Here is a 20,334-nt window from a genome sequence, read left to right on the forward strand (position 1 = left end):
TCCGATGTCGCTGGCCAAGCCCTGGAGCTCCACGGCCTTCCGGCTGGCGCTGACCTACGGCGTGCTGCTGGTGCTGACCATGTCCATCGTGCTGTCGGTGTTCTACGTGCAGACCGTGGGCGTGCTGCGCATGCGCATGGACCGGCAGGCCGAGAACCACATGCGCCGCCTGGTCGAGCACCGCGACAAGTACGGCGAGCCCGCGCTGGAGGCTGAGATCCAGCAGACCCTGCTGGACGGCGTCAACACCGATACCGAAATCCTCATCCTCATGGATGGCGACGGCAATCCCATCATCGGCAACGCCGACGTGGTGCCCGCACGCCGCCTGACGGAGATGGGCGTGCGTGATCTCAAGGTGCGGCGCAACGGCCGCATCATCGCGGGCCGCGTGGCCGTGGCGCAGCTGTCCGACGGCAAGCTGCTGGCCGTGGGCAGCGACATGCAGGTGCAAAGCGATGTGGAGGAACTGTTCGGCCGCGCAAGCCTGCTGGCCGGCCTGGTGGCCCTGGGCATGGCCGTGCTGGGCGCCGGGGCCTTCCGGCGCGTGGTGGAAGAGCGTGCCGCCGACATCCGCAGCACCATGGCGCGCGTGGCCACGGGCGACCTGCGCCAGCGCATTCCGGTCACGCGCCGCGACGATGAGTTCACGCTGCTCAACCGCGACATCAACACCATGCTGGACCGGCTCGAACTGCTGATGGACGGCATACGCCATGTCTCCAACACCATCGCCCACAACCTGCGCACGCCGCTGACGCGCATCCTGCTGCGCCTGCGCAATGCTCAGCAGGCCACGCCCGAGGAAAAGAACGAGACGCTGGCGCTGGTGGCCCAGGAAGTGGCCGAGCTGGGCGTGGTCTTCGACAAGCTGCTGCAGATCGCCGAAGTGGAAAGCGGCGCCAGCCGCAAGAACTTCGCGCCCGTGGACCTGCGTGCCCTGCTGGTCGACGTGGTGGAGTTCTACGAACCGCTGGTCGAGGACGCAGGCGGCGTGCTGCGCCTGGAGGTCGAGGGCACGCCCATGGCGCTGGGCGACGGCGACCTGCTGGCCAGCGCCGTGGCCAACCTCGTGGACAACGCCATCAAGTACGGATCACTGCCCGACAGCGACCACGGCGCCGACATGCTGCTGCGCGCGGGCGTGGCCCACGAGCACGGCATGGACGGCGGCGCCTGGGGCGTGGAAATCATCGTGCAGGACCGAGGCCCCGGCGTGGACGCGCAGACGCGCGAGAAGATGAGCACCCGCTTTTACCGAGCCGAATCGGACCGCGAAGGCTATGGCCTGGGCCTGGCCAGCGTGTTGGCCATCGTGCAGCTGCACGGCGGCAAGCTGGGCTTCGAAAACATGCATCCGGGCCTGCAGGCAAGGATCTGGCTGCCCGGGTTGCCCACGGCCTGAAGCCGTTTCAGCGGTCCTTGTGACCGTAGGCGCAAAAGCCGGGCTTGGGCCCCTTCTTGGGGTGCAGACGACAGGTTTCGGGCCGCTTGTCGTATACCGTGCAGCGCCGCGACTTGGCATCCAGGAAATTGCAGTCCCCGCTGGCGCGCCGCGCCATGGTGAAGATGTTGTGCTTGGGGTTGTAGTGGTCGATCAGCCGCATCTTCATCAGCCGTTTGGCGATGAGCTTGGGCTCCACGTTGTCCACCTCGAACGGATCCACCAGCTCCAGCCGCACCAGATCGGGCAGCTGCACCTCCAGCGGCATGGTGCAGCAGTTGGCCGCACAGCTGTCGCACATGCCGGGCTTGTATTTGCTCCAGGAGTCGAGGCGGTCGACGTCGACGATGCTGATGGGGGATCTCATGGTGGGGGATGGGCGTGTGCAGGGCCGCTATTTTTCGCCAGAAAGCCCGGCGGCGGTTGCCGCGCCGGCGTAGCCAAGCGAGGGGGCGGGTCTTTGGGGGACGCTGCCCCTGCATCCATCCCCTGGCCTTCAGGCCGGCCGCTTCCTCAACAGGTATTTCTGAAACCCGTCCGACACCCGCTCGTCGCGCTGGTTCAGCACCTCGGTGGCCAGGGTCAGCACGCCCGTGGTGTTGCCGGGCTTGAGCTCGGACACCGTCAGCGTGCAGTACAGCGTGTCGCCCACATAGACGGGGGCCAGGAAGCGGCTGCCCTGCTCCAGAAAGCCCTTGAGCGATTCCTCGACCATGTGCGGGAACAGGCCGGCGCCTGCCGCCGTCTGTATGGCCACTTGGTAGCCGTGGGCCAGCATATGGGGCATGCCGCGCGCACGGCAGTACTCCACGTCGTAGTGCACGGGATGGTTGTCGCCGCTGGCCAGCTGGAAGGCGGCGAACAGGGCATCGGTCATGGTGCGCGAGGGCAGGGCGAAGACCTCGCCCAGCGCGAAGTCTTCAAAGTAGCGCTGGGCGCACAGGGATGGGTGGCGTGGCATGGCGACTCTCCTCAGTTCGCGCTCATGTGGGCGGCCCGGGCGACCTTGCCCCATTTGTCCAGCTCCTGCTTGAGGAAGGTGGCCAGCGCCTGGGGGCGCGGCTGCTTTTCCAGCACCAGGCCCATGTCGTAGGCCTTTTTCTGCAGCCCGGCATCGTCCACCGTGGCCTGCAGGCTGGACTGCAGGCGGGCAATCAGCGCTGGCGGCGTGCCTGCGGGGGCGAACACGGCGTTCCAGGTATAGGCCTCGTAGCCGGGCACCTGCTCGGCAATGGCAGGCGTGTCGGGTGTCTGCGGCAGGCGCTGGGCCATGGTGGTGGCCAGCAGGCGCACCGTGCCCGCCTTGACCTGGGCCAGGCCCGTGGGAGCGCTGTCCAGCATGAAGGCCAGGTGCCCGCCGATGAGGTCCTGTATGGCCGGCGCACTGCCCCGGTAGGGCACATGCTGGGCCCGGGTGCCCGCCATCAGGTTCAGCAGCTCCGCGCCCAGGTGCGGTGCGCTGCCCACGCCCGCCGAGGCATAGCTGACCTGGCCGGGCCGCGCCCGCAGATAGGCCAGGAAATCCGGCAGGCTCTGCACGGGCAGCCGCTTGTCCACCACCAGCACCAGCGGCGCCCTGGCGAGCAATCCCACGGGCGCGAAGTCTTCCTCCGTGCGGTAGCCCAGCTTGTCGTGGATGTAGGGATTGACGGCATGCGCCACCGTGGTCAGCAGCAGGGTGTAGCCGTCAGGGGCTGCCTTGGCAACCGCCTCCGTGCCCACCAGGGTGCCGGCACCCGTGCGGTTCTCGATCACCACGGGCGTGCCCAGCTTCTGGCTCCAGACATCGGCCATGGCGCGGCCAAAGGTGTCGGTGGGGCCGCCTGCCGCATAGGGAATCACCAGCTTGATGGGGCGCGCCGGATAGTCCTGCGCTGCGGCCGCGCCGGCGGCCAGAAGCAGGGCGGTGAGAAGGGTTTGGCGTCTTGCCGTCTTGAAGTCCATAATTTTCTCCGTTGTCTCCTGGCGCCGACTATAGAAATGCGCGGCCAATGCAGCCAGTCGAATCATTGATAGGCCGGTTAGAAACCGTCTAACACCAAGGAAATGCTCCCGGCGGGCATGCAACGAATGCGATATGAATTGACGGATCTCAGGGTTTTCCTTGCCATTGCCCAGGCCAAAAGCCTCAGCGCAGGCGCGGCTGAAATGCATTTGACGGCGCCATCTGCCAGCTACCGGCTCAAGAATCTGGAGCAGGCCATGGGTGCATCGCTGTTTGAAAGAACGTCCAAAGGCATGGTGCTCACGCCGGCGGGAATGACGGTCAAGAAATACGCCGATTCCATTTTCGGCAGCGTGGACCGCTTGCACGGAGAAATGCAAAGACACATCAACGGAATATCGGGCCATATCCGCGTCTTTGCCAACAGCAGCACGCTGACGGGAATCGCGCCCGTGCTCAGCCGCTATCTGGCCCATTATCCGAACGTCAATGTGGACTTGGAGGAGCGCCTGAGCGAAGACACGGTGCGCGCCGTGCTCGACGGCAGTGCCGATGTGGGCCTGGTGGCCGGCCAGATCGATCTGCATGGCCTGCATGCCATCACCTATGGCCACGATGAACTGGTGTTTGTGGTGCCCGCTGGCCACCCCTTGGCCGCCAGCAGCAGGGTGCCGCTGGAAACCGCGCTGACCTACGACCTGGTCTCGATCGGCCGCAAGACCAGCAACTTCCTCTACCTCCAAGGTATGGCTTCCAAGCTGGGAATGAATCCCAGGGTACGTGTGCACACACCAACATTCGAGGCCGTGCTGCAGTGCGTGCAGGAAGGCGTGGGCATTGCGCTGGTGCCACGCTCCATTGCCCGGCCGGCGCTGCAGGCGCGCAGGCTGGCTGCCGTGGGCCTGGACGAGGCCTGGGCGCAGCGCGAGCAGAAGGTGGTCACGCGCGAACCCGAAACCCTGCCCGCCTATGCCCGCGATTTCGTGGCCTATGTGGCGGCCCAGCCTTTGCCCGAGGAAGGCGCCGTGCAGGAATCCCTGCCTTAGAAGATTTGAAATTCCGCTTAGAAAATGCCGACTGGCTGGGTGATGGTCGCACTTCTAGAATGCGGCGAATCGAATATTCGCCTCGTTCAAGAAAATGCAGACACGCCCATTGGATGGTTTGACGGTATTGGCCATGGAACACGCCGTGGCAGGGCCTTTTGCCAGCCGGCAGCTGGCGGACCTGGGGGCCAGGGTCATCAAGCTGGAGCGATTGCCCGATGGGGATTTTGCACGGGGCTATGACGACAAGGTCCATGGTGAATCATCCTTTTTTATCTGGGCCAATCGGGGAAAGCAAAGTCTGGCTGCGGATATCAAGACCGCCGAAGGGCAGCATATCGTCGGGAAAATACTGGAAAACGCCGATATCCTGATCCAGAACCTGGCCCCGGGTGCCATGCAGAGAATGGGCATGGATTTCGACAGCCTGCATGAGAAATATCCGCGTCTCATCGTCTGCGATATATCGGGTTATGGCGAGGGCGGCCCGCTCAGCGACAGGAAGGCCTATGACCTGCTGATCCAGGCGGCAGCCGGCCTGATCTCGGTCACGGGCACGCCTGATCAGCCCGCGCGCGTGGGCATTTCCATCGCCGACATCGCAGCCGGCATGTATGCCTACTCAGGCATTTTGTCCGCCCTGCTGCAGCGCGCCCGCACCGGCCGGGGCCTGCGCGTGGAGGTGTCCATGCTGGAGGCGCTGGCCGAATGGATGTCCTACCCGCTGAACTTCGCCCATTACGGCGGCACGGCGCCTGCGCGCAGCGGGCTGACCCATCCTTCCATCGCGCCCTATGGCCAGTACACGGCCGGTGACGGCCAGAGCCTGATCTTCGGCCTGCAGAACGACCGCGAATGGCACAGCTTCTGCACCCATGTGCTGCAGCAGCCCGCGCTGGCGCAGGACACGCGCTTTGCCACCAACGTGCAGCGCGTGGCGCACCGTGCGGAACTCGATGCGGTGATCGCATCGGTGCTGGCCCACCTGAGCCGCGAACAGGCCATGCAGCGCCTGGATGCAGGCGGCATCGCCAACGCGCCGCTCAACGACATGCACGCGGTCTGGAACCATCCGCAATTGCAGGCGCGCCAACGCTGGCGCGAAGTCGCCACGCCGGCCGGCAGCATCCAGGCCCTGCTGCCCCCGGCCACGCTGTCGGATGCCGAAGCCGCCATGGGCGCCGTGCCCGCGCTGGGCGAGCATACGCAGGCGCTGTGGGAGGAGTTTGGCGGGCGGTGAGCATGGCCAGGGGGGCCAGGGTCCGGCCATGAAAAAAGCGCTCCTTGCAGAGCGCTTTTTGCAGTGTGCCGTTCGGCTGGATCACACGTCGATATTGCCCGCCCGCAGCGCATTCGTCTCGATGAATTCCCGGCGTGGCTCCACTTCATCGCCCATGAGCATGGTGAACACGCGGTCGGCCTCGATGGCGTCGCCGATCTGCACCTGCAGCAGGCTGCGGACGGTGGGGTCCATGGTGGTTTCCCACAGCTGCTCGGGGTTCATTTCGCCCAGGCCCTTGTAGCGCTGGCGGGCTGTGGTGCGTTCGGCTTCGTGCAGCAGCCATTGCATGGCCTGGCGGAAGTCGCCGGCCTTGTCGCTCTTGGCTTTTTCGCCCTCGCCACGCGTGACCTTGGCGCCTTCGCCCAGCAGGCCGTTGAAGTTCTGGGCTTCGTCGGCCAGCGCGGCGTAGTCGTGGCTGCGCACGAACTCCTGGGTGAGGATGGAGCTCTTGATGTTGCCGTGGTGGTGGCGGCTGATGCGCAGCACGGGCTTTTCGGAGACCGGATCGATTTCGGCCGTGACCTCGGCGGGCACGCCCGTGGTGGTCAACTCGCGCAGCTTGGCCTCCAGGATGGGGGCGCAGGCCTGGGCCGCCTCGATGCTGTCCAGCGTGATCTGCACGCCGTCGGCGATGGCGCGCAGGGCCTCGGCATCCATGAAGTTGGACAGGCGGTCGATGACGGTCTCGGCAGCCAGGTGCATGTTGGCCAGCTTGGCCAGTTCCTCGCCGTCCAGCGTGCGCGGGTTGGCTCCGCCGGTGCTGACGCTGGCGTTCATCAGCGCGATGCGCAGCAGGTACTGGTTGAGCGCGGGGCCGTCCTTGATGTAGAGCTCTTCCTTGCCGTTCTTGACCTTGTACAGCGGCGGCTGGGCGATGTAGATGTGGCCGCGCTCGACCAGGTCCGGCATCTGGCGGTAGAAGAAGGTCAGCAGCAGGGTGCGGATGTGGGCGCCGTCCACGTCCGCGTCGGTCATGATGATGATGCGGTGGTAGCGCAGCTTGTTGGGGTCGAAGTCGTCGCTGCCGCTCTTGCCCGATTCGGCCGTGGCCTTGCCGATGCCGGTGCCCAGGGCCGTGATCAGGGTGACGATTTCGTTGCTGGTCAGCAGTTTTTCGTAGCGGGCCTTTTCCACGTTCAGGATCTTGCCGCGCAGCGGCAGGATGGCCTGGAACTTGCGGTCGCGACCTTGCTTGGCCGAGCCGCCGGCGGAGTCACCCTCGACGATGTAGATCTCGCACAGCGCCGGGTCCTTTTCCTGGCAGTCGGCCAGCTTGCCGGGCAGGCCCATGCCGTCGAGCACGCCCTTGCGGCGCGTCATCTCGCGGGCCTTGCGCGCGGCCTCGCGGGCACGCGCGGCATCGACGATCTTGCTGCACAGGATCTTGGCGTCGTTGGGCTTTTCTTCCAGGTAGTCGGTCAGCGCCTTGGCGACGATGTCTTCCACGGGCGCGCGCACTTCGCTGGAGACCAGCTTGTCCTTGGTCTGGCTGCTGAACTTGGGTTCGGGCACCTTCACGGACAGCACGCAGCACAGGCCTTCGCGCATGTCGTCGCCGCTGACCTCGACCTTGGCCTTCTTGGCCAGTTCGTTCTGCTCGATGTACTTGCCGATCACGCGCGTCATGGCGGCGCGCAGGCCCGTCAGGTGGGTGCCGCCGTCGCGCTGCGGGATGTTGTTGGTGAAGCACAGCACCTGCTCGGCATAGCTGTCGTTCCACTGCATGGCGACTTCGACGCCGATCTCGGTGCCGGGGATGCCGCCGTAGCTTTCCGCAGGGCGCGTGCCGTTGGCGTGGAAGGCCGTGGGATGCAGCACCTTCTTGTTGGCGTTGATGAACTGCACGAAGCCCATGACGCCGCCAGCGCCGGAGAAGTCGTCCTCGCGGCCGTCGCGCTCGTCCTTGAGGCGGATGCGCACGCCGTTGTTCAGGAAGGACAGTTCGCGCAGGCGCTTGGCCAGGATCTCGTAGCGGAACTCATGGTTCTGCGTGAAGATTTCCGTGTCGGGAAGGAAGTGGACCTTGGTGCCGCGCTTGTCGCTCTTGCCGACCACGCGCATGGGCGAGACCTCGACGCCGTCCACGATCTCGATCGGGCGGTTCTGCACGTGGCCGCGCGAGAAGTCGATTTCGTAGACCTCGCCATCGCGGCGCACGTTGAGCTTGAGCCAGATGGACAGCGCGTTCACGCAGGACACGCCCACGCCGTGCAGGCCGCCCGAGACCTTGTAGCTGTTCTGGTTGAACTTGCCGCCCGCGTGCAGTTCGGTGAGGGCGATCTCGGCCGCCGAGCGCTTGGGCTCGTGCTTGTCGTCCATCTTCACGCGCGTGGGGATGCCGCGGCCGTTGTCGATGACGGACAGGGAGCCATCGGCATGGATGGTGACCAGGATGTCGTCGCAGTAGCCGGCCAGGGCTTCGTCGATGGAGTTGTCCACCACTTCGAAGACCAGGTGGTGCAGGCCCGTGCCATCGGAGGTATCGCCGATGTACATCCCCGGGCGCTTGCGCACGGCCTCCAGGCCTTCGAGGATCTGGATCGCGCCTTCGCCATAGCCGCTGGAGTCTGAGCCTTCGGGGGCAATGGTCTGGTTTTCTGGCTTGTTCTCGTCGGTCATGGAAGGCCCTGGGGTAGTTCCGTCGGAAGCTGTCGCTTCGCTTGAAAATGTTCGATTCGGCCGCTGGCGCGGTGCGTAGGGACGCGCGCTGCGGGCTACGAGTCGGGTAGGGTGGTTGCGCACCGTGCACCGGCTTGTGCCACCGGGCGGCGGGTGCAGGGGTTGCGCAATGTGTCAGGCATCGGTGTCGTGTGGCGCGCGGTCAGATGCGCATGGGCATCACGACGTACTTGAAGCTGTCGTTCTCGGGGATGGTCAGCAGGGCCGAGCTGTTGCCGTCCTGCAGGTCGATCCTGATCATGTCCTGGCTCATGTTGGACAGGGCGTCGATCAGGTAGGTGACGTTGAAGCCGATCTCGATGGTGTCGCCACCGTAGTCGATGTCCAGCTCGTCCATGGCCTCTTCCTGCTCGGCGTTGTTGGACGCCACGCGCAAGGTGCCGGGCTCCACCGTCAGGCGCACGCCCTTGAACTTGTCGCTGGTCATGATGGCCGTGCGCTGCAGGCTGGCCAGCAGCGGGGCGCGGCCCAGGGTCACGCTGTTGGTGTGGTTGCGCGGGATGACACGGTTGTAGTCGGGGAACTTGCCCTCGACCAGCTTGGTCACGAACTCCATGCCGCCAAAGGTGAACTTGGCCTGGTTGTTGGCGAACTGCATCTCGATATGGGGCTGGTTCTCGCCACCGGCATCCGACAGCAGGCGCTGCAGCTCCAGCACGGTCTTGCGCGGCAGGATCACTTCCTGCTTGGGCACTTCCACGTCCAGCTGGCTGCTTGCGAACGCCAGGCGGTGGCCGTCGGTGGCCACCAGGGACAGCTGCTTGCCTTCGGCCACGAACAGGATGCCGTTGAGGTAGTAGCGGATGTCCTGCACGGCCATGGCGAAGGAGACCTGGCCCAGCAGGTCCTTGAGCACCTTCTGCGGCACGCTGAAGGAAGGGCCGAAGGCCGCAGCCTCCTGCACCAGCGGGAAGTCCTCGGCCGGCAGGGTCTGCAGCGTGAAGCGGCTCTTGCCGCCCTTGAGCACCATCTTGGCCTGCTGGGTCTCCAGGCTCACGGTCTGGTCGCCGGGCATGGTCTTGAGGATGTCGATCAGCTTGCGCGCGCCCACGGTGGTGGTGAAGTCGCCGGTGTCGCCGCCGAGCTCGGCGGTGGTGCGGATCTGGATTTCCAGGTCGCTGGTGGTCAGCTGCAATGCGTTGCCGGTCTTCTTGATCAGCACGTTGGCCAGGATGGGCAGCGTGTGGCGGCGTTCGACGATGCCGGACACCGATTGCAGGACCGCGAGAACTTTGTCTTGTGTGGCTTTCAGGACGATCATGTCAACCTCTGATTTAAGGATGCGGGTCTCGGTAGGAGCGGCGGCTCACAAATGAGCCCCCTCTTGCCGCTCGAATCCCCCATTTTGCCGCGTACATACGACCAGAACGGGGGAGTTTTCATCAACCTTTGAGAGTTTGCTCCAGCACGTGCAGCTGCTGGTTCAGCTCGGTCAGTTGCTGGCGTTCGCCGGCGATCTTGCGCACCGCGTGCAGCACGGTGGTGTGGTCGCGCCCGCCGAACAGCTCGCCGATCTCGGGCAGGCTCTTCTGGGTCAATTCCTTGGCCAGGTACATGGCAATCTGGCGCGGCCGGGCGATGCTGGCCGGGCGCTTCTTGCTGTACATGTCGGCCACCTTGATCTTGTAGTAATCGGCCACCGTCTTCTGGATGTTCTCCACACTGATCTGGCGGTTCTGGATGGACAGCAGATCACGCAGGGCCTCGCGGGCCAGCTGGATGGAGACTTCCTTCTGGTTGAAGCGCGAATAGGCCAGGATCTTGCGCAGCGCGCCTTCGAGCTCGCGCACGTTGGAGCGCACGTTCTTGGCCACGAAGAAGGCGACTTCCTCGGGCATCTCGGCGTTCTCGGCGCGGGCCTTGTTGATCAGGATGGCCACGCGCATCTCCAGCTCGGGCGGCTCGATGGCCACCGTCAGCCCGGAGTCGAAGCGCGATACCAGCCGCTCGTGGATGTTCGCCAGACCCTTGGGATAGGTGTCCGAGGTCATCACGATGTGGCTCTTCTTGGCCAGCAGCGCCTCGAAGGCGTTGAAGAACTCCTCCTGCGTGCGGTCCTTGTTGGCGAAGAACTGCACGTCGTCGATCAGCAGCAGATCCAGCGAGTGGTAACGCTCCTTGAATTCGTCAAAGGTGCGGCGCTGGTAGGCCTTGACCACATCCGAGACGAACTGCTCGGCATGGATGTAGAGAACTTTGGCGTCGGGCTTGTCGGCCAGCAGCTTGTTGCCCACGGCATGCACCAGGTGGGTCTTGCCCAGGCCCACGCCGCCGTAGATGAACAGCGGGTTGTACAGGTGTCCGGGCGAGCCCGCCACATGCATGGCGGCCGAGCGTGCCATGCGGTTGGCCGTACCTTCCACCAGGGTCTCGAAGGTCAGCGCGGCGTTCAGGCGCGTGCGAAAGACGGGCGCTGCCGCGTCTTCGCTGGTGACCGTGGGCACCGAGGTGACGATGGTTTCCGGCGGGGCCGAGCGCTCGCTGGAGGAGGGGCGGACGTAAGTCCGCACAACGCTTTCCCGCTGAGCAAGTGCCAACTCAAGCGTCACCGGCTGGCCATAGAGCGACTCCAGCATGGCCGAGATGCGGCCTGCATATTGGGCGCGGATCCAGTCGAGCTTGAAGCGGTTGGCCACGTAGACGGTGACTTTGGAGAAGTCTTCGGCGACGTGCGCGGTCAGGGGCTTGATCCAGGTGTTGAACTGCTGTTCGGGCATTTCCTGCCCCAGTTGCTCAACGCAGACTTGCCACAGGCCCTGGCCTGCATCGTTCGTAGGTTCCTCTGTCATTGTCGAAGTCTAGTTGTGGATAGGAGGAACTGTTGCGAGGCTGCCATTGTAGCTTTTGCGGAAGTTATCCACAAAATATCAGGAGCTTGTCCTCCGCCTTGTCGCAAAATGGGCAGGCATCCTTCGGGTTCGAAGGGCATTGCATCAAGTGGACAACGCTGTGATAATCGCGGGTTTCCCTGAATGTGTTCAGGGTGATATGTCCCGCCCGTCTGCATCGGGTCTGCATGCTGCCGCTGGCGGCCTTGGGCGAAACCTCTCGGGGTTGCTCCTTGGGCTGCACATGGCAAGTGCATCGTGCAGATTTTTGGCAGGTGGCCTGGCGGTTTGCCTTTGTGGCGGCTGCTGGCTGCACTGCGTGTAGCGTGCCGGATACGGGACCGGTGCAAAACTGAACCTTCTCTAGGAACCAACATGAAACGTACTTACCAACCCTCCAAGACCCGTCGCGCCCGCACCCACGGCTTTCTGGTCCGCATGAAGACCAAGGGCGGCCGCGCCGTGATCAACGCTCGCCGCGCCAAGGGCCGCAAGCGTCTGGCCGTCTAAGGCCAGCCATTGCTGGGCGGTTTGCTCGCTGCACTGAACCCCTGAACGGGGTGCTGGCATGCAACGGCTGAAAACACGTCCGCAGTTTCAGGCCGCCATGGCTGCCGGTACGGTATCGCGTACCGCGCATTTCGCCCTGCACCGTCTCGTTCTGACGGAGCAGGGCGGCGCCATGGCGCCACCGACAGGGCCCGGGTCGCAAGACCCGCAGGCCCTGTTCGGCGTTGGCGCCGTGCGCCAGGATGCTTGGCTGGGCGCCATGGTGCCCAAGCGCTGGGCGCGCCGCTCGGTGACGCGACACACCATCAAGCGGCAGATCTATGCCGTGGGCAGCGAGCATGAGACCCTGATGCTCCAAGGCGCCCATGTGGTGCGGCTGCGCTCGGGCTTTGACCGGCGCCAGTTCGTGAGCGCCACTTCTGATGTGCTCCGGCAGGCCGTGCGCGCCGAGCTGCAGCAGTTGTTCGCCTATGCGGCGAAACGCCTGTCGCAGCCTGCGCCCGAGCTCCCGCAGCCCGCACAGGAGCGCGCCGCAGCCGCTGGCGAGAGCATCGGGGTTGCGCCATGATGCAGCGGCTGCTGATGGCGCTGGTGCGCGGCTATCGGCTGATGCTCAGTCCCTGGCTGGGCTCGGCCTGCCGCTTCACGCCCACCTGCTCTGCCTATTCCCTTGAAGCGTTGGAGCAACACGGCGCTGCGGTAGGCTCCTACCTGACGCTGCGCCGCCTGGCGCGCTGTCATCCGTGGTGTGACGGGGGGCATGACCCTGTGCCAGAGCAAAAGCCCAGGCTGTTCACCAGCCTGACGGCTGCGCCCGAAAACACCCAACCTTCCTCACCTAAGAAGTCTTCATGAACGATATTCGCCGCACCATCCTGTGGGTGATATTTGGCTTTTCGCTGGTCTTGCTATGGGACAAATGGCAAGTGCACAGCGGCAAGAAGGCCACTTTTTTCCCCGCGCCTGCCGTCGCCACGGCCCCGGCACCTGAAACGGGCAAGGCGCCCGGCGATGCCAGCGTGCCCTCGGCGGCTGCTGCGGCAACGGCCGGTGCCGGCGAAGTGCCTGGCGGCGCTGCCGCCGCGCCCGAGGCAGCCCCGCGCCAGAACGTCACCATCAGCACCGACGTGCTGCGCCTGACCTTCGACAGCCAGGGCGGCACGCTGCGCCATGCCGAGCTGCTCAAGTACGCGGATTCCGTGCACAAGGACAAGCCAGTGGTGCTGTTCGACGAGAGCGTGCACCGCGTGTACCTGGGCCAGTCGGGCCTGATCGGCGGCGGTTTCCCCACGCACAAGACGACCATGACCGCGCTGCCCGGCGCGCGCGAGCTCAAGGACGGCGAGGACCAGATGGAACTGCGCTTCGAGTCGCCCGACATGGGTGGCGTGAAGCTGGTCAAGATCTGGACGCTCAAGCGCGGCGCCTACGACATCGGCGTGCGCCATGAAGTGGTGAACACCGGCACGGCGGCCGTGAGCCCGCAGCTGTACCTGCAACTGGTGCGCGACGGCAACAAGCCCGAAGGCGAACAGTCCACCATGTACTCCACCTTCACGGGCCCGGCCGTCTACACCGACGAGAAGAAGTACCAGAAGGTCGAGTTCAAGGACATCGAGAGCGGCAAGGCCAGCGTCGAGAAGTCGTCCTCGGGCGGCTACGTGGCCATGGTCCAGCATTACTTCGCCAGCGCCTGGCTGCTGGCCGAAGGCATCCAGCGCGACAACTTCCTGCGCAAGGTGGACAACAACCTCTACGCCGTCGGCATGATCACGCCGGTGGGCACCATCGAGCCTGGCCAGAGCAAGAGCGTGGAAGCGCGCCTGTTCGCCGGTCCCCAGATCGAAAAGCGCCTGGAATCGCTGGCGCCCGGGCTGGAGCTGGTCAAGGACTATGGCTGGCTGACCATCCTGGCCAAGCCGCTGTACTGGCTGCTGGACAAGCTGCACGGCTTTCTGGGCAACTGGGGCTGGTCCATCGTGGCCCTGGTGCTGCTGCTGAAGATCGCCTTCTACTGGCTCAATGCCAAGGCCTACTCCTCGATGGCCAAGATGAAGGCCATCAACCCGCGCATCATGGAAATGCGTGAGCGCCTCAAGGACAAGCCCCAGCAGATGCAGCAGGAGATGATGCGCATCTACCGCGAGGAAAAGGTCAACCCCATGGGCGGCTGCCTGCCCATCATCATCCAGATCCCGGTATTCATCGCGCTGTACTGGGTGCTGCTGTCCAGCGTGGAAATCCGCAACGCGCCCTGGATCGGCTGGATCACCGACCTGTCGGCCAAGGATCCTCTGTTCATCCTGCCCGTGCTGATGACCCTGTCCTCGCTGCTGCAGACCGCGCTGAACCCCGCTCCGCCGGATCCGATGCAGGCCAAGATGATGTGGATCATGCCCCTGGTCTTCAGCGTGATGTTCTTCTTCTTCCCGGCCGGCCTGGTGCTTTACTGGCTGACGAACAACATCCTGTCCATCGCCCAGCAGTGGATCATCAACACCCGCATGGGCGTGCCGCCGCAGTTCAACCTGCCCAAATTCGGCAAGTCCACGCCTGCCAAGTAAGCCTGCGAAGGCCCTGGCTCCAAAGCCCGCTTCGGCGGGCTTTTTCATGGGCGGCCTATCATCGGCGGCCTGAAATCCCTCCCAAGAAAGCTCCATCCATGCTGCCCCGCCACAACGACCCCATCGCCGCCATCGCCACCGCCCCGGGGCGGGGTGCCGTGGGCATCGTGCGTGTGTCCGGCAAGGGCGTGGCGCCGCTGGTGCGGGCGCTGTGCGGGCGCGACCTCAAGCCGCGCGAGGCCACCTATCTGCCGTTTCGCGATGCCCAGGGCGGCCCCATCGACCACGGCCTGGCCCTGTTCTTCCCGGCGCCGCACAGCTATACCGGCGAGGATGTGCTGGAGCTTCAGGCCCACGGCGGCCCCGTCGTTCTGCAACTGCTGCTGGCGCGCTGCCTGGAGGCTGCGCAAGCCTCTGGCGAAGGCCATCGCAGCGTGCTGCCGGGCCTGCGCCTGGCCCAGCCCGGTGAATTCACCGAGCGTGCCTTTCTCAACGACAAGATCGACCTGGCACAGGCCGAGGCCATTGCCGACCTGATCGACGCCAGCACCGAGGCCGCCGCGCGCAGTGCGAGCCGTTCGCTGTCGGGCGCTTTTTCCGAGGAAATCCATGGCCTGCGCGACGCGCTGGTGCACCTGCGCATGCTGGTCGAGGCCACGCTGGACTTTCCCGAGGAAGAGATCGACTTCCTGCAAAAGGCCGATGCCAGCGGCCAGCTCGCGCGGCTGCGTGGCAAGCTGGACCAGGTGCTGTCGCGCGCCCACCAGGGTGCGCTGTTGCGCGAAGGCATCAAGGTCGTGATCGCGGGCCAGCCCAACGCGGGCAAGAGCTCGCTGCTCAACGCGCTGGCCGGTGCGGAACTGGCCATCGTCACCCCGATTGCCGGTACTACGCGCGACAAGGTGCAGCAGACCATCCAGATCGAGGGCGTGCCCCTGCATGTGATCGACACGGCAGGCCTGCGCGAGAGCAGCGACGAGGTCGAGCGCATCGGCATCGCGCGCGCCTGGGACGAGATCGCCGCGGCCGATGCCGTGCTCTTCCTGCACGACCTCACACGCATGGGCGAGCACGACTACCTGGCGGCCGACGCCGCCATTGCCGAAATCCTTGCCCAGAAGCTGCCGCGCCAGGTGCCCGTCATCGATGTCTGGAACAAGACCGATCGCGCGGAACCCGCCCAGATGCAGGCGCATGGCGGCCGTGAAGACAGCGTGGCACTGTCGGCACGCACGGGCGACGGCCTGGATGCCCTGCGCCGGCGCCTGCTGGACGTGGCCGGCTGGCAGTCGGCCCCAGAAGGCCTGTACCTGGCGCGCGCGCGCCATGTGGAGGCACTGCAGGCCGTGGCCGCCCACCTGCAGGAGGCCGAGCTGCAGCTGGCGGCCCAGGCCGCCCACCTGGACTTGCTGGCCGAGGAACTGCGCTTGGCCCAGGTCTCGCTGAACTCCATCACCGGGGAATTCAGCTCCGACGATCTGCTGGGCGTGATCTTTTCCAGCTTCTGCATCGGCAAGTGACCGGGCTGCCGGATGGCCCCGACCCATTCGCACAGCCGGTAGAGTTGCTGCAATACTTATCTTTTGCTACAAAATTTGCCGACGAAAACCCGCTTGTCGGCATTGGCGTGCCCGCTGCCGTCGCTTAGCATGCGGCGTGCCGCAGCGGCCCTCGTCGCTGCCTGCCGCCGGGCGCAGCCCTGGCGCTGGTGCGCGGCCCAATTCGAACCGGATCCGCCATGTCTTCTTCCTCCCACAATGATTTGCGGCCACTGGCCCAGGCCATGTCGTCGGCCGTGGCTGTCGATGGTGTGCAGAACGCGCTGACCTTGGAGCAATGGGATTTGCTGGCGCCCTACCTGGTGCCGGTCACGCTGGCGGCGGGCGAGCTGCTGTTTGCCGAAGGTTCGCTGGACCGCAATCTGTACTTCGTGGAGTCCGGCAGCCTCAGCGTGCACTACCAGGATGCGAAGGAGCGCATCCGCCTGGCCATCGTCGGCCCGGGCTCCATCCTGGGCGAGGGCGCCTTCTTCGCCCACCGTGCGCGCCATGCCACCGTGCAGGCGGCTGCGCCGGGACGGCTTTGGTGCCTGACGGCCATGCGCTTCGCCGAACTCAGCAATCGCCAGCCCGGTGTGGCGCTGGCCCTGGTCATGGCGGCCGGCCAGGTGCTTGCCCGCCGTGCGGTGGACAGCCGCCGCCGGGTGGCCAGTACCTGAAAGGCTCCCGGGCAGCACCTGGGGCGGGGCGTTCTGCGGGCGCGGGGCGGTGACAGGCCGGCCTTTGCGCTGCGACAAATTGATACAGCGGTTTTGCTGCGCCCGTGCTCGAAATGTCGCAAAGTTGCAGGCACAATGCCGCGAGTTTGTGACTATTCGTGACAATGAGAGCCCCCATGTCTGTGTTCAACTGGTTTTCCCGCAAGCCTGTGCCGGAGCAGGGCCGTGGTTCGCCCGGAGACGATGGCCAGGCCAGTGCCGTGGCGCGTCGTGATGCAGGGCCCGGCGGGCGCCGCAGCGAGCGTTCCGAGCGCCGTGAGCAGCTCTACGGTGTGGTGCGCGATGTCATGGTGCGTGCCGGTGTGTTGTCCGCCAGCTACAAGTTCAAGGTGCTCTCGCTGGACAACGTGGGCCAGCGCTTCGTGGTGATGATGGACCTGGCGCGGGCCTATGCCAGCGAAACCGCGCGGCTCAGCGAGATCGAGGCCATGCTGGCCCAGGCGGCCAAGGCCCGCATGGGCGCGGTCGTGACGGCCGTGTACTGGCGGGTCAGCGACCAGAACGCTGCAGCCCAGGCCCAAGCCCAGGTGCATTCCGCGGCGACGCGCGCCCCGCGTCCCGCCCCGCCCATGGCCGTGCCGGTGGCGGCCTCGATGGAGGCGGCAGCGCCCCAGCGCCGCAGGCAGGACATGGCGCCCTTCGAACCCATAGACGATCAGGAAATGGCGGCCTTCAAGCTCGCCGTGGCGGCCATGCCCGCAGCCGGGCGGGGAGCGGGTTCTGCAGGCTCTGCTGCAGCGGCTCCCGCTGGTGTGCGCCGCTCGGGCCCCTTGCTCGGGCCGGGCGCAGGCGATCGCGGTGCGGACTTTCCCCACAGCACGCTGGACCACCTGGACCTGGGCGTCACCCAGTACGGCGAACTGCGCTGACCGGGCTGCGGCCTGGCTCAGTGGCCGGCGAAATCCACCAGCGTGAACAGCGGCAGTCCACTATCGCGCAGCAAGGTGGAGCCGCCCAGCTCGGGCAGGTCCACGATGGCCGCGCCCTCGATCACGGTGGCGCCGAGTTTTTCCAGCAGCCGCTTGCCGGCCATCATGGTGCCGCCGGTGGCGATCAGGTCGTCGATCAGCAGCACGCGGTCGCCCGCCTTGACGGCGTCGGTGTGCAGCTCCACGGTGGCACTGCCGTATTCGAGTTCATAGGTTTCCTCCACCGTGGTGAAGGGCAGCTTGCCCTTTTTGCGGATGGGTACAAATCCCACGCCCAATTCGTGGGCCACCACGGCGCCCAGGATGAAGCCGCGCGCATCGAGCCCGGCCACCACATCGGGGCGCATGCAGTGCTGCATGTAGCGGTGCACGAAGGCGTCGGTCATCACGCGAAAGACCTGCGGGTCCTGCAGCAGCGGCGTGATGTCGCGGAACTGCACGCCGGGCGCCGGCCAGTCGGGAACGGTGCGTATGTGCGTGCGCAGGTAGTCGTTGACGCTGGGGGTGGTATGCATGGCGCTGGATCGGGGGCTGGAGAAGACGGGCCAGTGTACCCAGGCGCCCGATGGCGACCGCCGCCGCCGGATGGCCAGACCGCCTAAAATCATCCAGATGAATTCTGATGCTGCCACCCTGGATGCGCTGGACACGCCCCGTGCCCTGCGCCTGGCCCGCGACACCCTGGGCATCGAGGCCGATGCCCTTCAAGCCATGTCGCAGCGCCTTGATGGCGTGTTCGGCGAAGTGGTGCAGCGCATCCTGCGGCTGTCCGGCCGCGTCGTCGTGATGGGCATGGGCAAGAGCGGCCATGTCGGGCGCAAGGTGGCCGCCACCCTGGCTTCCACGGGCACGCCTGCGTTCTTCGTGCATCCGGCCGAGGCCAGCCATGGCGATCTGGGCATGGTGACCGGCATCGACCTGGTGCTGGCGCTGTCCAACAGCGGCGAGGCCGATGAGCTCGCTGCGCTGCTGCCGGCCATCAAGCGCCAGGGCATTGCTCTGGTGGCCATGACAGGCGGCGCGCAATCCACGCTGGCCCGCCATGCCGACTGGGTGCTGGACACCCGTGTCGAGCGCGAGGCCTGCCCCCTGAACCTGGCGCCCACGGCCAGCACCACGGCGCAGATGGCCATGGGCGACGCCCTGGCCGTGGCCCTGCTCGATGCGCGCGGCTTTGGCGCCGAGGACTTTGCGCGCTCCCATCCGGGCGGTGCGCTGGGCCGCAAGCTGCTGACCCATGTGCGTGATGTCATGCGCAGCGGCGATGAGCTGCCGAAGGTCGGGGCCGATGCCAGCTTTGTCGAGCTGATGCGCGAGATGAGCGCCAAGGGCCTGGGCTGCTCGGCCATCGTCGATGCGGCAGGCGTGCTGCAGGGCATCTTCACCGACGGAGACCTGCGCCGCCGCGTGGAGGCCGGCACCGACCTGCGCGCGCTGCAGGCCGGCGATGTCATGCACAAGGGGCCCCGCACCATCGCCGAAGACGCGCTGGCCGTGGACGCCGCCAGCATGATGGAGGAGCACGGCATCACCGCGGTGCTGGTGGCCGATGCGCAGCGCCAGCTGCGCGGCGTGGTCCATATCCGCGACCTGATGCGCGCCAAGGTGATCTGATGGCACGCGCTCCTTTGACGCCCGTGCAGAACTGGGACGCACAACTGCTGCTGCTGGCACAGGATGTACGGGTGGCCTTCTTCGATGTCGATGGCGTGCTCACCGATGGCGGCCTGCTGTTCTCTGGCGAAGGCGAGGTGCTCAAGCGCTTCAACACGCTGGACGGCCATGGCCTGAAGCTGCTGCAAAAGGCCGGCATCACGCCCGCCGTGGTGACGGGCCGCGATTCGCCGGCCCTGCGCCTGCGGCTGAGCAACCTGGGCGTCACGCATGCGCGCTTTGGCACGGAAGACAAGGTGCCTGCCGCCGAGGCCATTCTGGGCGAGCTGGGCCTGCAGTGGCACCAGGCGGCAGCCATGGGCGACGACTGGCCCGACCTGCCCGTGATGCGGCGCTCCGCCTTTGCCTGCGCGCCGGCCAACGCCCATGACGAGGTGCTGGCCGTGGCTGACTGGATCACGCCGCGCAGCGGTGGCGAAGGGGCGGTGCGCCAGCTGTGCGATCTGCTGCTGGCCGCGCGTGGCGCCTATGCCGGGCTGCTGGCGGAATACGCATCATGATCCAGGCTTGGCGCCGCGTCGGTGACCGGCTTTCCCTGTACCTGCCCGTGCTGCTGATGGGCCTGCTGGCGCTGGGCACCTGGTGGCTGGTGCGCAATGCACCGCAGCCCGTGGCCAGCGGCACCGAAAAGGCCGTGGCGCATGAGCCCGACTACTTCATGAAGGATTTCTCGATCAAGAGCTTCGACGCCACGGGGCGGCTCAAGAGCCAGATCGAGGGCAGCGTGGGCCGCCACTATCCGGATACCGACACCCTCGAAATCGACAACGTGCGCATGTTCGCGGTCTCGCCCGAAGGCCGCATCACGCGCGGCAGTGCGAACCGGGCGCTGAGCAATGCGGATGGTTCCGAGGTGCAGATGTTCGGCAATGCCGTCGTCACGCGCGAGCCATTTGTGACAGCAGGTAAACAACCGCAGCCGCAGTTGCAATTCCAGGGCGAATTCCTGCACGCCTGGCCCAACGAGGAAAGAGTGAGTTCCAACCAGCCCGTGGTGCTGATCCGTGACAAGGACCGTTTCACGGCCGACAGCATGCAGTACAGCAACCTGGATCTGGTGATGAAGCTGCAGGGCCGCGTGCGCGGCACCCTGCAGCCGTCCAGGACCAAGTAAGGCGCCAGCGCAAGCGCAGGCCTGCCGATGGAGAACAAGCC

20 protein-coding genes are annotated in these 20,334 nt (G+C 65.9%); 13 read left to right on the forward strand and 7 right to left on the reverse strand.

All coding sequences use genetic code 11. The features are described from left to right. The first annotated feature begins 4 nt into the window (after positions 1-4). Positions 5-1,405 (forward strand): sensor histidine kinase, encoded by a 1,401-nt coding sequence (locus DA1_RS07255; RefSeq protein ID WP_013799933.1) that lies wholly within the window; start codon positions 5-7, stop codon positions 1,403-1,405. A gap of 7 nt (positions 1,406-1,412) precedes the next feature. Here DA1_RS07255 and DA1_RS07260 read toward each other — a convergent pair whose 3' ends face one another. The 3 genes from DA1_RS07260 to DA1_RS07270 form a co-directional block, all read right to left on the reverse strand. After that, on the reverse strand, positions 1,413-1,811 hold the full coding sequence (locus tag DA1_RS07260) for a YkgJ family cysteine cluster protein (RefSeq protein ID WP_013799932.1): 399 nt from the start codon (positions 1,809-1,811) through the stop codon (positions 1,413-1,415). Between the two features lie 129 nt (positions 1,812-1,940). Continuing rightward, positions 1,941-2,405 carry a MaoC family dehydratase gene (locus DA1_RS07265; protein WP_012201953.1) on the reverse strand — a complete coding sequence of 155 codons (465 nt, stop codon included), beginning with the start codon at positions 2,403-2,405 and terminating at the stop codon, positions 1,941-1,943. Positions 2,406-2,416: 11 nt separating this feature from the next. Beyond that, the gene (locus tag DA1_RS07270; RefSeq protein WP_034397503.1) at positions 2,417-3,388 is read right to left on the reverse strand and encodes a tripartite tricarboxylate transporter substrate binding protein; all 972 of its coding nucleotides are present in this window, start codon (positions 3,386-3,388) and stop codon (positions 2,417-2,419) included. Positions 3,389-3,514: 126 nt separating this feature from the next. Between DA1_RS07270 and DA1_RS07275 the strand changes: the two genes are divergently transcribed. Further along, on the forward strand, positions 3,515-4,435 hold the full coding sequence (locus DA1_RS07275) for a LysR family transcriptional regulator (RefSeq protein WP_034397502.1): 921 nt from the start codon (positions 3,515-3,517) through the stop codon (positions 4,433-4,435). Positions 4,436-4,529: 94 nt separating this feature from the next. Then, the gene (locus tag DA1_RS07280; RefSeq protein WP_080736979.1) at positions 4,530-5,675 is read left to right on the forward strand and encodes a CaiB/BaiF CoA transferase family protein; all 1,146 of its coding nucleotides are present in this window, start codon (positions 4,530-4,532) and stop codon (positions 5,673-5,675) included. A gap of 81 nt (positions 5,676-5,756) precedes the next feature. Here DA1_RS07280 and gyrB read toward each other — a convergent pair whose 3' ends face one another. From gyrB to dnaA, 3 genes are all read right to left on the reverse strand, one after another. Then, entirely contained in the window at positions 5,757-8,336 is a 2,580-nt protein-coding gene (gene gyrB, locus DA1_RS07285; protein ID WP_012201943.1) for a DNA topoisomerase (ATP-hydrolyzing) subunit B, read from the reverse strand. Positions 8,337-8,538: 202 nt separating this feature from the next. Continuing rightward, a complete protein-coding gene (dnaN, locus tag DA1_RS07290) occupies positions 8,539-9,657 on the reverse strand; it encodes a DNA polymerase III subunit beta (RefSeq protein WP_012201942.1) in 1,119 nt (372 codons plus the stop codon). Positions 9,658-9,778: 121 nt separating this feature from the next. Further along, positions 9,779-11,185: a chromosomal replication initiator protein DnaA gene (gene dnaA / locus DA1_RS07295; protein WP_012201941.1), complete on the reverse strand. Its 1,407-nt coding sequence runs from the start codon at positions 11,183-11,185 to the stop codon at positions 9,779-9,781. A 414-nt stretch (positions 11,186-11,599) separates the two neighbouring features. Here dnaA and rpmH point away from each other — a divergent pair, with 414 nt between their 5' ends. From rpmH to DA1_RS07330, 7 genes are all read left to right on the forward strand, one after another. Continuing rightward, the gene (gene rpmH / locus DA1_RS07300) at positions 11,600-11,734 is read left to right on the forward strand and encodes a 50S ribosomal protein L34 (RefSeq protein WP_012207856.1); all 135 of its coding nucleotides are present in this window, start codon (positions 11,600-11,602) and stop codon (positions 11,732-11,734) included. 58 nt (positions 11,735-11,792) lie between these two features. After that, positions 11,793-12,302: a ribonuclease P protein component gene (locus DA1_RS07305; protein ID WP_012207855.1), complete on the forward strand. Its 510-nt coding sequence runs from the start codon at positions 11,793-11,795 to the stop codon at positions 12,300-12,302. Continuing rightward, positions 12,299-12,589, forward strand: coding sequence for a membrane protein insertion efficiency factor YidD (gene yidD, locus DA1_RS07310; RefSeq protein ID WP_012207854.1), 291 nt, complete (start codon positions 12,299-12,301; stop codon positions 12,587-12,589). The genes DA1_RS07305 and yidD overlap by 4 nt, the downstream gene beginning before the upstream one ends. Continuing rightward, positions 12,586-14,298 carry a membrane protein insertase YidC gene (gene yidC, locus DA1_RS07315; RefSeq protein WP_012207853.1) on the forward strand — a complete coding sequence of 571 codons (1,713 nt, stop codon included), beginning with the start codon at positions 12,586-12,588 and terminating at the stop codon, positions 14,296-14,298. The genes yidD and yidC overlap by 4 nt, the downstream gene beginning before the upstream one ends. Before the next feature lie 98 nt (positions 14,299-14,396). After that, positions 14,397-15,818 carry a tRNA uridine-5-carboxymethylaminomethyl(34) synthesis GTPase MnmE gene (gene mnmE, locus DA1_RS07320; protein WP_034397497.1) on the forward strand — a complete coding sequence of 474 codons (1,422 nt, stop codon included), beginning with the start codon at positions 14,397-14,399 and terminating at the stop codon, positions 15,816-15,818. Positions 15,819-16,036: 218 nt separating this feature from the next. Beyond that, positions 16,037-16,516 (forward strand): Crp/Fnr family transcriptional regulator, encoded by a 480-nt coding sequence (locus DA1_RS07325; protein ID WP_012207851.1) that lies wholly within the window; start codon positions 16,037-16,039, stop codon positions 16,514-16,516. 176 nt (positions 16,517-16,692) lie between these two features. Continuing rightward, positions 16,693-17,445, forward strand: coding sequence for a hypothetical protein (locus tag DA1_RS07330; protein ID WP_034397495.1), 753 nt, complete (start codon positions 16,693-16,695; stop codon positions 17,443-17,445). 17 nt (positions 17,446-17,462) lie between these two features. On the opposite strand, the gene DA1_RS07335 is transcribed toward DA1_RS07330, so the two are convergent. After that, positions 17,463-18,020: an adenine phosphoribosyltransferase gene (locus DA1_RS07335; protein ID WP_034397492.1), complete on the reverse strand. Its 558-nt coding sequence runs from the start codon at positions 18,018-18,020 to the stop codon at positions 17,463-17,465. Positions 18,021-18,117: 97 nt separating this feature from the next. Between DA1_RS07335 and DA1_RS07340 the strand changes: the two genes are divergently transcribed. From DA1_RS07340 to lptC, 3 genes are read left to right on the forward strand one after another with little or no spacing between them, the layout of a single operon-like run. Next, positions 18,118-19,119: a KpsF/GutQ family sugar-phosphate isomerase gene (locus DA1_RS07340; protein WP_034397490.1), complete on the forward strand. Its 1,002-nt coding sequence runs from the start codon at positions 18,118-18,120 to the stop codon at positions 19,117-19,119. Further along, complete coding sequence (locus tag DA1_RS07345) at positions 19,119-19,679, forward strand: KdsC family phosphatase (protein ID WP_012207847.1); 561 nt, start codon at positions 19,119-19,121, stop codon at positions 19,677-19,679. The genes DA1_RS07340 and DA1_RS07345 overlap by 1 nt, the downstream gene beginning before the upstream one ends. Beyond that, positions 19,676-20,293 carry an LPS export ABC transporter periplasmic protein LptC gene (gene lptC, locus DA1_RS07350; RefSeq protein WP_034397488.1) on the forward strand — a complete coding sequence of 206 codons (618 nt, stop codon included), beginning with the start codon at positions 19,676-19,678 and terminating at the stop codon, positions 20,291-20,293. Before DA1_RS07345 ends, lptC begins: the two co-directional genes overlap by 4 nt. The last annotated feature ends 41 nt before the right edge of the window (positions 20,294-20,334 follow it).

The organism is Delftia acidovorans NBRC 14950, from assembly GCF_001598795.1.
GTDB lineage: Bacteria > Pseudomonadota > Gammaproteobacteria > Burkholderiales > Burkholderiaceae_C > Comamonas > Comamonas acidovorans.